Source organism: Microbulbifer sp. GL-2, from assembly GCF_007183175.1.
GTDB lineage: Bacteria > Pseudomonadota > Gammaproteobacteria > Pseudomonadales > Cellvibrionaceae > Microbulbifer.
Genome location: NZ_AP019807.1, coordinates 1,427,168 through 1,441,653 on the forward strand (window position 1 = coordinate 1,427,168; position 14,486 = coordinate 1,441,653).

The 14,486-nt window shown below is 50.4% G+C and carries 15 protein-coding genes; 9 read left to right on the forward strand and 6 right to left on the reverse strand.

Features of this window, described 5'->3' with window-relative positions; translation table 11 throughout:
* The first annotated feature begins 43 nt into the window (after positions 1 to 43).
* From GL2_RS06200 to GL2_RS06225, 6 genes are read left to right on the forward strand one after another with little or no spacing between them, the layout of a single operon-like run.
* A complete protein-coding gene (locus GL2_RS06200; protein ID WP_143729836.1) occupies positions 44 to 769 on the forward strand; it encodes a DUF4159 domain-containing protein in 726 nt (241 codons plus the stop codon).
* Positions 770 to 771: 2 nt separating this feature from the next.
* Positions 772 to 1,770: a MoxR family ATPase gene (locus tag GL2_RS06205; protein WP_143729837.1), complete on the forward strand. Its 999-nt coding sequence runs from the start codon at positions 772 to 774 to the stop codon at positions 1,768 to 1,770.
* Between the two features lie 5 nt (positions 1,771 to 1,775).
* A complete protein-coding gene (locus tag GL2_RS06210; protein WP_143729838.1) occupies positions 1,776 to 2,678 on the forward strand; it encodes a DUF58 domain-containing protein in 903 nt (300 codons plus the stop codon).
* 1 nt (position 2,679) lies between these two features.
* On the forward strand, positions 2,680 to 3,906 hold the full coding sequence (locus GL2_RS06215) for a BatA domain-containing protein (RefSeq protein ID WP_143729840.1): 1,227 nt from the start codon (positions 2,680 to 2,682) through the stop codon (positions 3,904 to 3,906).
* Complete coding sequence (locus tag GL2_RS06220) at positions 3,899 to 6,115, forward strand: hypothetical protein (RefSeq protein WP_143729842.1); 2,217 nt, start codon at positions 3,899 to 3,901, stop codon at positions 6,113 to 6,115. Before GL2_RS06215 ends, GL2_RS06220 begins: the two co-directional genes overlap by 8 nt.
* Positions 6,112 to 7,803, forward strand: a complete 1,692-nt coding sequence (locus GL2_RS06225) for a hypothetical protein (RefSeq protein WP_143729843.1) — start codon at positions 6,112 to 6,114, stop codon at positions 7,801 to 7,803. The genes GL2_RS06220 and GL2_RS06225 overlap by 4 nt, the downstream gene beginning before the upstream one ends.
* Here the strand turns inward: GL2_RS06225 and GL2_RS06230 are convergent.
* Positions 7,795 to 8,355, reverse strand: coding sequence for a lipocalin family protein (locus GL2_RS06230; protein WP_143729844.1), 561 nt, complete (start codon positions 8,353 to 8,355; stop codon positions 7,795 to 7,797). The genes GL2_RS06225 and GL2_RS06230 overlap by 9 nt on opposite strands.
* A 140-nt stretch (positions 8,356 to 8,495) precedes the next feature.
* Complete coding sequence (locus GL2_RS06235) at positions 8,496 to 9,272, reverse strand: ferredoxin--NADP reductase (protein WP_143729845.1); 777 nt, start codon at positions 9,270 to 9,272, stop codon at positions 8,496 to 8,498.
* 124 nt (positions 9,273 to 9,396) lie between these two features.
* On the opposite strand from GL2_RS06235, the gene GL2_RS06240 reads away from it, so the two are divergent.
* From GL2_RS06240 to GL2_RS06250, 3 genes are all read left to right on the forward strand, one after another.
* On the forward strand, positions 9,397 to 10,278 hold the full coding sequence (locus GL2_RS06240) for a LysR family transcriptional regulator (RefSeq protein WP_143729846.1): 882 nt from the start codon (positions 9,397 to 9,399) through the stop codon (positions 10,276 to 10,278).
* A 264-nt stretch (positions 10,279 to 10,542) separates the two neighbouring features.
* Entirely contained in the window at positions 10,543 to 11,034 is a 492-nt protein-coding gene (locus tag GL2_RS06245; protein ID WP_143729847.1) for a hypothetical protein, read from the forward strand.
* Between the two features lie 23 nt (positions 11,035 to 11,057).
* On the forward strand, positions 11,058 to 11,456 hold the full coding sequence (locus GL2_RS06250) for a hypothetical protein (RefSeq protein ID WP_143729849.1): 399 nt from the start codon (positions 11,058 to 11,060) through the stop codon (positions 11,454 to 11,456).
* 54 nt (positions 11,457 to 11,510) lie between these two features.
* Here the strand turns inward: GL2_RS06250 and GL2_RS06255 are convergent, their stop codons facing one another.
* The 4 genes from GL2_RS06255 to GL2_RS06270 are packed head-to-tail and all read right to left on the reverse strand — an operon-like array spanning position 11,511 to position 14,482.
* Positions 11,511 to 12,044, reverse strand: coding sequence for an acyloxyacyl hydrolase (locus GL2_RS06255; RefSeq protein ID WP_143729851.1), 534 nt, complete (start codon positions 12,042 to 12,044; stop codon positions 11,511 to 11,513).
* A gap of 36 nt (positions 12,045 to 12,080) precedes the next feature.
* Positions 12,081 to 13,307, reverse strand: coding sequence for a beta-ketoacyl-ACP synthase (locus GL2_RS06260; protein WP_143729853.1), 1,227 nt, complete (start codon positions 13,305 to 13,307; stop codon positions 12,081 to 12,083).
* The gene (gene fabG / locus GL2_RS06265; RefSeq protein ID WP_143729855.1) at positions 13,307 to 14,035 is read right to left on the reverse strand and encodes a 3-oxoacyl-ACP reductase FabG; all 729 of its coding nucleotides are present in this window, start codon (positions 14,033 to 14,035) and stop codon (positions 13,307 to 13,309) included. Before fabG ends, GL2_RS06260 begins: the two co-directional genes overlap by 1 nt.
* Positions 14,036 to 14,482, reverse strand: coding sequence for a hotdog family protein (locus tag GL2_RS06270; RefSeq protein ID WP_143729856.1), 447 nt, complete (start codon positions 14,480 to 14,482; stop codon positions 14,036 to 14,038).
* Positions 14,483 to 14,486 lie beyond the last annotated feature (4 nt).

Consider the following 14,486-nt stretch of genomic DNA (forward strand, 5'->3'; position numbering starts at 1 on the left):
TTGCTCTCAACAATAAAAACCAACGCAGTAACAGAGTTATCCCGTGTCCCTCACCCGCAAGGCTTTTCTTCAGCGCCTGATCCTGGGTAGCTGCGCCGCAGCGCTGCCGCTGAGCACACGCGCACAAAATACCGCATCGGGTAGTGCGCAGGAGCACTACGATTTTTATTTCACCCGCTTGATGTACGAGTCCGGTGACTGGGATGTGGATCAGCGCATGCCCTCCAACCTGCTCAATTCACTGGTGGAGTACACCAATCTGAGGGTTGATCCCAAAGAGCACATAGTGCCGCTGGCCGATAAAAAAATGCTGCTGGCGCCTTTCTGCTACCTGGCCGGACACAAGCTGGTGCAGTTCACCACGGAAGAGGCAAAGAATTTTCGCGACTACGTCAATCGCGGCGGCTTTGTATTTGTCGACGACTGCAACCACGATATCGACGGCCTCTTTGCCAAATCCTTCGAAGCGCAAATGGCCGAGCTGTTTGGCGAAGACTGCCTGCAAAAGCTCCCGGACGATCACGACCTCTACCGCTGTTTCTTTCAATTCGATGAACTGCCGGTAACCAGCTTTGAATTAAATGGCTGGGGTGATGATCTGGTACACGACTACCTGAAAGCCATTGTTATAAACGGCCGTATCGCCGTGCTCTACAGCAACAAGGATTTCGGCTGCGAATGGGACTACGACTACCGCAACAAGCGCTGGCTCGCCATCGATAACACAAAATTTGCGGTGAACATTGTTATTTACGCACTGACGAGCTGATTATGCTGACCACCCTGGAAAATAGTATCGAACAACAACTGCACAGCCTCGACAATCTTCAGCAGGAGATTGCACGGGTGATTGTCGGCCAGAAACCCGTGGTGGAGCAGATGCTGATCTGCCTGTTGGCCGGCGGCCACGCCCTACTCGAAGGGGTACCTGGGCTGGGCAAGACTCTGCTGGTAAAAACCCTCGCCGATGCCAGTGCGCTGGATTTTAAGCGGGTACAGTTCACCCCGGATTTAATGCCCGGAGATATTCTCGGCAGTGAGATCCTCGAAGAGGATCACAGCACCGGCAAGCGCTTTTTTAAATTCCAGCAGGGCCCGGTTTTCACCAATATCCTGCTCGCCGATGAAATTAACCGCACACCGCCGAAAACCCAGGCAGCCCTATTGGAGTCTATGCAGGAAGGCTCGGTAACCGTGGGCGGTAAAACATTGAAGTTGCCCGATCCTTATTTCGTACTGGCCACACAAAACCCCATCGAGCAGGCTGGCACCTATCCACTGCCGGAAGCTCAGCTGGACCGCTTCCTGTTAAATATTCATATCGACTATCCCGATGAGCGGGATGAAGTTGAAATCCTGCGCTCCACTACTGGTGCCAGCAAGGTCAAACCCAGCCCCAGCCTGGATGCGGAGCAATTGCGCGAAATGCAGCAACTGGTGCGGGAAATTCATGTCAGCGACGATCTGTATCGCTACGTGGCGGCACTAGTGCGCGCTACCCGTATGGAAACCAGCGGCAGCGATACCCTGCAACAGTGGATCAAGTGGGGAGCCGGCCCCCGCGCGGGGCAGGCTCTGATTCTCGCCGCCAAGGCGCGGGCCCTGTTGCAACGACGCCTCGCCGTCACTCGCGAGGACATCCGCAGCCTGTTACTGCCAGTGCTGCGCCACCGGGTGCTGCTCAGCTTCCAGGCCCAGGCCGATGGCGTGCAGATGCCACAGCTGATTGATGAATTACTGACGGCGGTGCCGGAACCGGGCCGGGACTGATCAGCGTGAAATACCAGCCCCCTAAAACCCTGGCCAGTTGTCGCAATCTGGTGTGGCTGTCGCGGCATATCGCCGAGGGCGTAATGCTCGGTGTGCAACACAGCCAGCGCCGTGGCACCGGTCTGGAATTTCATCAATACCGAGGCTATCAAGCGGGTGATTCCATCCGCCATATCAACTGGAAACTGTTTGCCCGCAGCGATCGCTACTATGTGCGCGAGACAGAGCAGGAGAGCCGTATGCACGTGTGCTTTGTGCTCGATACCAGCGCCTCCCTGGGCCAGGCAAGCTTTGTCGAGCCCAGCCTGAATAAACTGCATTACGCCAAGTGTTGGATTGCCAGCCTCTGCTGGCTGCTCAACGCCCAGGGAGACAGCTTTTCCCTATTGGCGTTTAACAGCAACCGGACGATTTATATGCCCGAAGGCCAGGGTGAGAGCCACCAGCGCCAAATCGCCCTTCAGCTACAACAACTCGACGCCAGCGACCACTGGCCAGATCGCGCTCAACTGGCGCCGCTGTGGAAATACTTTGAACGCCCTTGTCAGGTGGTGTTGCTGAGTGATTTTTTTCAACAGGGCAATGAGATCGGTGATTTTGCCGCACGCCTGCATGCCGCCGGCCGCCCCTGCCTGCCACTGCAGTTGTTAGTTGAAGCCGAGCAGACTTTCCCTTTTGGCGGAGAGTTAAAGCTGCTCAATCCAGAAGTAAGCGCCAGTACTCCCGCAACTTTAGAAGTGGACGCCGAGCGGCAACGCCAGTCTTACTTGGATGCTTTTGCTCAAGCACAGAGCGAGTTAAAAGCACGCTTTGCCGCACAGGAGTGTTCACTACAGACCGACCTTATCGAGCAGCCTGTGGAAAAGTCACTGCGGCAATTTATTCAGCTGCACGGCAGGTTGTGCTGAGATGTTGTGGATAAATAACTTATTTCAATCCCCACAGTGGCTATGGCTATTCACAGCGCTGATTATCCCTATCGCCATTCATTTGCTGCGCCGAAGTAATCCACAGCAGATTTCCTTTGCTGCGCTGCAATGGGTACAAAGATATTCACAGAGTCGCGCGCGCCGCCCTATTGTGGATAACAAGTGGTTGCTGCTATTGCGCCTGCTAATCGTTGCCCTGCTGGCAAGTTTATTGACACAGCCGCTGATTAAACGGGAAATTTATCCCCAAGAGGGCGTGATATTGGTGGATCCCAGAATTGGGGCGAGCGAAGCGAATGCATTTATCCACAATTCGCTGCCGCAGCTTGCAGGGGAAGGTTATGAAGTGCTGTGGTTATCCCCAGAAACACCTTCCGCAATCTCACCCCCACCACAAAATGTGGACCTGTGGAAAACTCTATCAGTACTATCACGCCGGGCGGATTTGCGCAGGGCTCATATCCTGTTGATAAACAACGGGGCTCCAGCATCCCACCAGGCACTAAGAGTCAGTCCCCATTGGCAGTGGCACGGCCTCGACAAAACATCCACAGCTCCGAGCCAGGCATTACCGAGTATCGCTTTAATGGGCAAGGCGCCCAGCTGGTGGGCGCCAGTGCTAGAAGACTGGCACAGCAATATGCCGGGACTATCGGTGCAAACTCTGAAGCGAGAAGAGACGCCTAGCGCCGAAAAGACAGATTGGCTTATCTACACAGGCCTCGCACCCCTGCCACAAGCCGTGCTGGAGTTTGTTACAGATGGGGGCCTGTTAATCACCGACAACAGTATCCCCCCTGCCGATAATCTCAACTTCGTTGCTGTGGATAACAGCCAGTCAGCTCAGGCGACCTCAGTGGGACGGGGAAGTTGGCTGCGCTACGAAACTGACTGGTATAGCGAGGCCTTTTATCGCCGTGCGGATTTACCTGAACGCTTATGGCAGCAGTGGTCTGGGCAAGACTGGGATCTGCAACACCAAAATCGTGGCTACTGGTCTGCCAATAAAGTAGTGGCAGACATAGCTGGGGCAGGCCTTCCTGTAGAAGACAGCGAGGTGGAAAACCGTCGTATTGAACAACTGCAACCCTGGTTAATTATCGCCCTACTGTTACTTCTGATCTTTGAACGCCTAATTGCCCTATCGCAACCTCCAGCCATCATGGCGACCGATAGTAATCGGGATGGGGAGGCCGACTATGGATAAGCACCAGTTAACCCTTAACGCTGTGCGCAGGCGCTGGCAGCTGACAGCCCTGCGGCCCTATCTCTGGCTTGCCACTGGCCTCAGCCTTCTGGCTGGCTTGGGTATTTTTGTATTCGGCTGGCCACAGTGGCTATTGCTCGCCTGGCTTGGAATTATTGTTGTAGCAATTCTATTGGATCGCAGCTGGCGCCCCAGCCCCGAGAGCCTATGTCGACAGTTGGATGGACAATATCCACAGCTGCAAGACAGCAGCCAGTTGCTTAGCCAACAGAAAACCAACCTAAGTCCATTGCAGCAATTACAGCGCGCGCGTATCGAAACAAAACTGCAGCAACTGCTGAAGTCGTCTTTCGGTCCAAAAAAACTCCGCAGTGCCCTGACAAATGCTTTTGGTGCCTGCCTGGGGCTATTGTTATTTGTACTTAGCGATTCTCACTTCACCGGGGATAAAACTGAGACCACGCAACAAAATACAGCTATTCCCGTTGCCAAAAAACTCGCCATAACGCGCGCGGCAACCCATATCCAGCCGCCCGCCTACACTGGGATCGCAGCTGACAGCCAATCCCTACAAGTCGATGTGCCGGAGCAGTCTGCAGTCGAGTGGCATCTTGAATTGAATCAGCCGGTGCAAGGGCTGGAAATGTTGGCCGAAGCTGAGCGCTTCGCCTTTTCTCCGCTAGGTAATCTACCCAGTAAAAAATGGCAATTACAACGGACTATCGCTAAGGCAGACTTTTACCAGCTCTCAGTGCAACTCGCGGAGAGCGAAATGCTATTGCCTGAAATTCATAATATTCGGGTGCAAAAAGACAGTGCCCCGGAGTTTACCTTTGAGGCACCCAGCTTGCGCGTCGATACCATTCAAGGGAGCACCGAGGGTATTCCCGTGAAAGTGACGATTAATGATGATTACCAGGTGAGTTCTGCGGATTTATTGGTCACCCTCGCCAGCGGCACCGGAGAAAATTTACGCTTTCGCGAAGAGCGTATTCCACTCACCAGTTTGCAATCCACTGCTTTATCAACAAGCCCCTCGGAAGATAAGAAAGCAGCTCGCTACGATTTCACCCTGCCCATCCACCAGTTTTCCATGGAAGCGGGAGATGAACTCTACTGGTATCTGGAGGCCAGGGATAACCGCGAGCCCAGCGCCAACGTTGCCAAGAGCCAACACTTTATCTTGCGCTGGCCGCAAGAAGAGATTTTCGGGCTGAGTGACAGCGAGGGGATGGCGATTAAGATATTACCGGAGTACTTCCGCAGTCAACGCCAGCTGATTATTGACACCGAGGCCCTATTAGCCGAGCAAGAGCAGCTGCATCCGCAGGCGTTTCGCAAACGCGCCGAGGGTTTAGCCTATGAACAGAATTTGCTGCGCATGCGCTACGGCCGCTTTCTCGGCGAAGAGGATTCGGAAGTGGAGCATTCTAGCGCAGAGAGCGAGGAGCACGATGATAAAGAGGAGTCCGAACACGGCCATAGCCACGATCATACAGAACAAGGTGAGCACCAGGCACATGGCGAAGAAAATGCCACTCCCTTTTCACAGCGAGACTCCCATTTCCAACAGGCAGAGCGCATAGCTGCCTCTGCCGGACACCGGCATGACAGCTCAGAGCATGCCACCCTGTTCGACCTCCAAACCAAGGAGCTACTGCGCAACGCGCTGAATGCCATGTGGAGTTCCTGGCGCGACCTGTCGGTTATAGAGCCCCAAGCCTCCCTGCCCCACCAGCACCGGGCTCTGCGCTTTATCAAGGAAGTACAGCAGGCTTCGCGTATTTACTTACAAAGAGTCGGCTTCGAGGCGCCCCCCATAGACGAAAGCCGCCGGCTTAGCGGTGAACGGGAAGATGTAGCGCCCGAAACTGTCGACAGTGCCTTTGAACAAAAACAAAGAGCACAGGTACTCACCCTAATGGCCCAGGTAGACGCAGGTGCCGAACTCGATACCGATCTACTGGTGCAGATAAATAAGCTAGCCGCAGAGCAATCACTAGATCTCGGCCTGGAGCTGTCCAAACAGCTGCGTTTATACCAGCAGCGCCACCAACAACCGAACTGTGTTGATTGCACAAACTCCCTGAACCAGCTGCTCTATCAGCTACTGCCAGCACCGAAGTCTGCGCCTTCACTGCCTTTGCAAGCTGAGGCCGACAGCCATTTCAGCCGTTGGCTACACCAGCAAGGGGAGAAATCATTGTGATTGATTTCTTGATACCCGGCCTGTGCCTGTTGGCTTGCTTAGCATCATTGGTACTGTTGCGCCGCCGAGGCGCCAAGCCGTTCGACTATGGCCTGCAACTGGCGATTTGGTTAAGTGCCTGGATGCTCTGGCAGCCGCCAGCAATCATTCCCGCCGAGCGCAATATCTCTATCGACAGCAAACAGCTGGCGAGCTCAAATCCAATAAATCTCAATGGTGTGGAAAATATCTCCCTCAATGGGGAGCCACTCGGCCGCGACAAACTGCGGGACCTGGCACCAGTGCGTCTGGAGTTATCGAAGATCCAGGAATCTGATAGCCGCTGGGAATTCGACTGGCAGCGGCAAATTACCCTGGGTGATTCTTTAAAGTTAAAGGTTCACAACAACCAGCCACTGACTGAAAACCTACGAATTAGTCTGCTCAATCCCTATGGCCATATTGAAGACAGTCTTGAGCTGAAAGTGGGAGAAGTAATTCAGGCACAACTCACTGCCACTCCAAAACTCGCAGGCCCCCAGCTATACCGAGTACGGACGGAAAGCGAAGCCGGCGAAACCCATACAGATCCCTTACCCATACTGGTGCGAGAACCGCTCCAACCCAAGTTATTAATGTGGCTGGCACGCCCCTCTTTTGAGACAGCCGCCCTCTCTCGCTGGCTGCGCCAATCCGGTGTAACAGCACAAGTGATGACCCAGTTGGCACCTGAAATCATAAGAAAAGAAACTTTCAACGGCCTTCCACTTACCGAGTCTGCGGATTTATTCACGAATGAAAGTCCCTTCGATTTAGTGATACTCGACAGCAGTTTGTGGCCACAATTTTCCGTTCTGCAAAAGCGTCAGCTCAACGAGCTGGCCACTACAAAGTCACTATTATGGTTAGTCAGTGACGATAGCTCTGAAGAGTTTCTCCAATACGCTGCTAGCCATTCCATGCCTCTGCAAAGGGGAGAAGCACCCCATTTACACTCTGGCTTTGGCTACCAAAAAGCGGACAATGCGGAAATTCCCCCACTTCGCAATCCTGGCCTTATAGCCTTGCAGCCCGGCTCCAGAGACTACTTACTGGGTAATGAAGAAACCCCGCTTTTTTGGGGGCGTTCATCCCAGAGACAACACCTGGGTTTGATCCTATTTAGCGACAGCCACCGCTGGCTGACCAGTGGGTTTGCTACTGAATTCGCTAGCCTGTGGAAGTCGATTATTGATTACCAACTCAAACACTTGGGAAGTCAGCAGCCAGTAACCCTCTCCGATCAGTTACCGCGTACTCAGGAACGCATCACCCTATGCAGCCCACTTTTTTCTGATCAGAGTCCATTCTTATCAGAATTTCACGATAACTCCCGCTCTACCAGAGGAATCGCCACAAGCAATAGTTCCCAGGGTCAGTGCTACAGCTTCTGGCCCCAAAATTCAGGTTGGCACCAGCTTTGGACTGAATTGGAAGGGGAGTCGGTACTAGACTTCTATATCTTTGCCAAAGAGGACTGGCCCCTATGGCAGCAGTCCCTGAATGCCAGGGAAACCCAACTAATGGCTGCCGCACGTTTGGGGCCAGAAGCAAATAATCACGCAAACAGAGTACTGCTGGGGCGCCAATGGCCGGCTCTGATTTTGCTGATATTGGTATGCACAAGCTGGTGGAGGGAGCGCAGAACCTTGAACAGACTATTATCTTGAAAACTGTGCCGAGGGCTTATCGCCCGGCTGCGCTTCCTGCTTGGGGAATATCAGCTGATCGACGGGATAACCCATCACCTTGGCTTTCTGTATAAACTGCTCCAGTACATCCTTTGGCATAGTTGGGGTGCGGGACAATATCCACAAATAGGATTTGTCATATCCAGACACCATCGCATATTTATAATCATCTGCCAGGGCAATCACGATATAGGAAGAGTAAAAGGGACCAAGGAAAGAAACTTTCAGGTGGCCTACATCTCTGGGGCCGACAAACTCAGCCCGTCCCTCTGCCAGCTGCCAGGCATCCCGCGATTTCGAATAGCCGGTATTAACCACCGCAACAGACCCATCCGGATTGAGCGTGTAATCTGCAGTTACGAGTGTCAGCCCCCTCTCAAAAGAGTGATCCAATCGAGCTATCTCATACCAGTGACCTAAATATCGCTGTAGTTGGAAGTTCTGGACAGGCTCAACCCCCTCCGGCACCCGTGTACAGGCACCCAACCAGAAAAAGGAAAGCAGTAATACACCCAGTGAAAACAGCTTCATCTCGCCACTCCCAGCAAGCTCCCCCTCAAGTCAGAATAGAAGGCAGGGGTTTCACAAGATCAGGATAGTTTCGGGAATCTGTATTTCACCCATAAAAAAACCACCGCGAGGGTGGTTTTTTTATGGGTGGACTGGCCAACTTATTTTTCGACGAAAGCCCGCTCTATCACATACTCGTGAGGCACACCTGCGCGGGTCTCCTTGAATCCCCAGTCATCGAGGATATTGGTGAGATCCTTCAGCATTGCCGGGCTGCCGCACAGCATAAAGCGATCTTCCTCAACACTCGGCTTGGGCACATCCAGATCGGTAAAAAGCTTTCCGGACAACATGAGATCAGTCAGGCGGCCGGTATTGCGATAGGGCTCACGGGTCACGGTTGGGTAGTAAAGTAGTTGCTCGCGCACCATCTCGCCAAAGTACTCGTGCTCTGGCAATTCGTTCTCGATCTGCTCCTGGTAAGCCAGCTCAGAAACATAGCGAACACCGTGGGTGAGGATTACCTGGTCAAAGCGTTCATATACGGTGGGATCTTTGATAATGCTCATGAACGGCGCCAAGCCGGTACCGGTGGAGAGCAGCCACAGGCGCTTGCCCGGCAGCAAATGATCCGCCACTAAAGTCCCCGTGGGCTTTTGGCTCACATAGATTTCATCCCCCGGCTTGATCTTTTGCAAACGGGAAGTCAGAGGACCATCCGGCACCTTGATACTGAAGAACTCCAGCTCATCTTCGTAGTTGGCACTGGCAATAGAGTAGGCGCGCAGCAGCGGACGGCCATTGTCCTGCTGCAAACCGATCATCGTGAAATGTCCGTTCTCAAAGCGAAAACCCGAATCCCGGGTGGTCTTGAAGCTAAACAGTGTGTCGTTCCAGTGATGGACTTCCAACACCTTCTCTATATTCAATTTGGACATAAACTTAAAACCGGTTATTCCACGAGTCTCTTGATAATTGAATTTTAGCCCTAGAAGATCTATTGGCAAAGTGGGATATTTCGATATTCCTTATCTATTTTAACGATCAACTGGAGATATCCCTTTGCGCTACACGCTCCGCCAGTTAGAGGTGTTCCTTGCCTGTGCCCATCACGAGAATGTCAGTCGTGCTGCGGAGAGCCTGAGTATGTCCCAGTCCGCCGCCTCCACAGCGCTGAAAGAGTTTGAACAGCAGTTTGAGTTGCGCCTGTTCGAGCGCACCGGTAAGCGGCTGCGCCTCAATGAGCTGGGACGGCAGTTGTGGCCAAGGGCGGAAGAACTCCTTGAACGGGCCCAGGAACTTGAGCAGACACTGGCCACTCACCGGGAGTTAGGAAGCCTGAAGATTGGAGCCACCCTTACCATTGGCAACTACCTGGCAGCCAGCGTGATGGCTCGTTATATGGAAGAGCAGCCCGGTACTCAGGTTCAGCTGGAAGTTGCCAATACCGCAGCAATTGCCGAGAGGGTACGCAATTTTGAATTGGACCTGGGATTAATTGAAGGAGAGATCAATCACCCGGATTTGGAAATCATTCCCTGGCGCCATGATGAGCTGGTTGTTTTCTGTGCACCCAACCACCCTCTGGCAAGCCGCAAGCGCCTCGCCGATAAAGACCTGATCGGTGCGACCTGGATCACCCGGGAATCGGGCTCTGGAACGCGACAGACTTTTGAGAGAGCCATGGCAGGGCTATTGCCACAACTACATATCCTATTGGAATTGCAACATACAGAAGCGATCAAGCGAGCCGTAGAAGCGGGGCTGGGAATCAGCTGCCTTTCCCGTGTTTCATTAACTGATGCTTTAAAGCGCGGCTCACTTATTGAACTACCCGTACCACATAGAGACTTTCATCGAGAGTTCTATTTTGTCCTGCATCGACAAAAATACAGAAGCGCCGGAATTAAGCGATGGATGGAATTATGTGACTCAGCAGGATAAAAAAAGATTAATTATTTGAGAAAATTTGTATTTAAATCATAGAGTTATCTAGTTTGCTTAAAATCAGTAAAATTACACCAATCCAGCCTATAAGCCGTATGGGCTAACCCTGAGTTTTGCATATGATGAATTCTCATCCACCTCTATCATCAATCCGAGATCTACTACCCACCTACTTATTTTGGTAAATTAGGCAACCTTCCCAACTTATAGTTTTATCTATGGTTATTTAAGTGGTCTGCTCCTTACTTACAAAGAGGTTATATGAAGATTAAAGGAATTTTATTGTTTGGTGCTGTTTTCAGCCTCTCACTATCCGCTTACGGAAATGGCCTGATTTCCATCAATAAAAAAGCCGAATATCATGATGAAGAATTAATTGCATCCAATATAGTTAAAGAGTGTAATAACCTTGGTTATCAATTTTCTAGGTCAACCAAAAAATTTCTTGGAAAGCATGGATTTGCCAGTTCACTAGACCCAGAGCTGGATATTCAACCAGAGGGATACAGTCTTAAATTGACAATTCTCAATGCGCATAGTGCAAGATATATTTCAGGTGCACATAAAAAATCAGTCTCTATTGAGGCTGAACTCTACAAAAACGGCGACTTGATAGATAGCCTCAAGACCACCAGAAATTCAAGTGGAGGCTTATTTTATAAATTCAAAAGCTCCTGCAGCGTTCTTGAACGTTGTGTTCACACCCTTGGCAATGACGTAGCCAAGTGGATCTCTAGAAACCATAAAATTTAGCTTCACTCCAATAAGGAAACTTCATGAATTATATTATTAAATCTATATCTATTGCAGCCTTTGCATTAATAGTATCTGGCTGTACAAGCAATCCGATCATGAATATCGAAAGTAGACTAATTCCCGATCGTCTTGACGGGTCAGCTCAAACTCAAGATTCAATTAAAACATCAATTATTGCAGGGTGTATCGCGAGAAACTGGACTTGCCAACAAGTTGCTCCAGGGAAAATATTAGCCACTATTAACGTTCGCAAGCATCATGCTGAAGCAGATATTATATATAACCTTAATAATTATAGTATCACCTATAAAGACAGCGGTATGCTTGATTACAGTGAAAAATATTACACCATTCACAGAAACTACAATCGCTGGGTTAGAAACTTAAATGACGCGATTATAAAAGAACTATCCATTTGATAGCTTTTATATCCCCGGTAGCTGTGACTACTGGGGAACTATCTTAACTTGAAATCAGATTTTCATACCCAAATTAATAACAAATGGAACATCTATTCCATCATTATCACTAAACAAGTTGGCGTTGGAGAAGTGTTTCCAGGAAACCATTAACACCAGATCTTCTTTCCCTCTCCAGTTAATTCGCGCAGCATATCCAACCTGTGCCTGGAAAGAAAAGTTATTATCCTGACGACGGTTTCCCAATTGGTTTCTGGAAATATAGCTAGGACCCAACGCTCTAACAAAGAAATAAGGTTGCCCCCAACTTCTTTGCCTGGGATATAGATTTAATTGAGGGTAGATGGAAAACGCTCTTATACGTTTATTTTCATCGGCATCAGTAGTTAGCTCAGTATAGCTAACACCTATATCAATATGCTGACGGTAACTCTTTTCAAATGTTTTAAAGGAGTAATCTATCCCGTAGGTTTTATTATTCTGACTTGAATCAGGCTGCGGGCCACCGCCAAAACTCACTAAGAGTTCATCAGCAATAACTGGCTGAGCCAAAAGAATTGTCGAAACTACAGCCAGTACCCACTTCATATGCTATCCCTAGGTTAAAGCTCTCTGAGACGAAAATTAAATACGTCTTTTAAATATTAAAGAAGTATTGATTCCGCCAAAGGCAAAATTATTACTCATCACATACTCAGTATCGATGTCCTTTCCACTGCCCTGGATATAATCCAATTCCGCACAGTCAGAATCAATCTCAGCCAAATTAATCGTGGGATGGAACCAACCGTTACGCATCATCTGAATGCTTGCCCAAGCCTCCAGTGCGCCACAAGCACCCAGCGTATGACCGGTATAGCTCTTAAGAGAGCTTATGGGTACTGCACGCCCAAATGCATTACGGGTTGCGTGGCTTTCCGCAATATCGCCTCGTTCCGTAGCTGTGCCATGCGCACTGACATAACCTATTTCGCTAGTCTCTACCCCAGCCTGTGCTAGTGCCTGTTGCAATGCCACCTGCATAGTTGCCGATTGAGGTTGGGTGACGTGGCTGCCATCAGAGTTGGTTCCAAACCCTACGACCTCTGCATAAATCCTGGCTCCACGGGCAATCGCGTGCTCATACTCTTCCAAGATAAGTGTGCCGGCGCCTTCGCCGATAACTAATCCATCCCGGTTGCGGTCGAAGGGACGTGGAGACAATTCAGGGGTATCGTTCTTTGTTGAAGTCGCATATAAGGTGTCAAACACCGCAGCCTCGGTTGCACACAACTCCTCTGCACCACCGGCCACCATAATGGTTTGGCTACCATTGCGAATCGCCTCATAGGCATACCCAATCCCCTGGCTTCCAGAGGTACAAGCAGAACTGGTGGTATAAACCCGTCCACACAAACCGAAAAATACCCCGATATTAACCGCCGCCGTATGCGACATCATTTTTATATAACTGGTCGCATTTAGGCCGTCGGTGCGGTGATTTAGAAGCATATTGCCAAAATCGGCTATTGCAGCTGGAGTTCCCGCAGATGATCCATAAGCGACACCAACAGCACCACTTTTGAGAATGGGGTCATCCAACAATCCCGCATCCTCAAGCGCAATCTCACTGGCACGAACCGCCATTAATGAGACGCGCCCCATACTGCGCACACGTTTACGGTTGTAGTGTGCCGGTTTTTCGAAGCCCTTTACCGGCGCGCCCAGTCGGGTTTCAAGCCCCTCATACTTATCCCAATCTTCCATGTAGGAAATGCCTGAAAGACCGCTCTGTAAAGCCTGACTAACCGAGTCCCAACCCTGGCCGATAGGAGATATTCCGGCCATTCCTGTAACAACCACGCGCTTCATTAGCAGAGACCACCATTTACTGAAATAACTTGACGGGTGATGTAAGCAGCACGTTCATGCATCAGGAACGCTACAGTTGCCGCCACTTCTTCTGGTTTACCCATTCTGCGAGCAGGCACCATTTTTAAAATTTCTTCAACGGGCAAGTCCTCATCCAACATATCGGTGTCAATGAGGCCCGGAGCAACACAATTCACAGTAATTTTTCGCTTGGCTAACTCCAACGCCAATGCCTTACTCGCACCGATCAAACCCGCTTTGGATGCGGAGTAATTTACCTGACCGCGATTTCCAGCAATGCCGGATACAGAAGTCATCACAATAATACGGCCGGGCGCTCGGCGCCTGACCATTGGCATGGTTAAGGGGTGTAAAACATTGTAGAAACCATCCAGATTGGTGTGCACAACAGAATCCCAATCTTCAGCAGGCATCGCAGGAAAAGCATTGTCGGCAGTAACACCAGCATTACACACAATGCCGTAGTAACAGCCATTACTCTCGACATCTTCCAATAAGACATCTCGTGCTTGCTCCCGGTCGGCAATATCAAACTGCAAAATTCTGCTTTTTTGACCTAACTTAGCGATCTCTTCTGCAGTTTCCTCTGCTTGATCATGGCGGCTGCGGCAATGTAAAACAATATCGTAGCCATCTTCAGCTAACTGAAGTGCAATCGCCCGACCAATACCACGACTGGAACCGGTAACTAAAACCCACTCTGACATTTAGTTTCTTTCCTTCAAATACTGTTCTACGTTATCCGGCTGATAAACATTAAGCCGCGCGCTCTGCTCGATAGATGAGCCGGTTATCACACACTCAAATGTCGCCATGCCATTTTCAGCCTGGAGAATGCGCTGGACATCAATTGTTAATTCTTCACCGCAGCAATAACTCTCGATATTTGACAGGAACTTGCGAGTACCCAGTAAAAAACCCAGGCGAACGTCTTTACCCTGCTCTTTTGCATGATATCCGGAGAAAGCTGCGATGGATTGGGCCATATATTCAATGCCCACGTAAGCGGGAACACGACCGTTGCGGGAAAATATTCCATCATCACGAACTCGCAACTTTGCCTGTAGCTGCTCCTCGCCTACAGAGATCACTTCATCGAGAAGTGACATATTTCCACTGTGTGGAACCAGTTCTTCAGCAGTATATTTGTGCATCTAT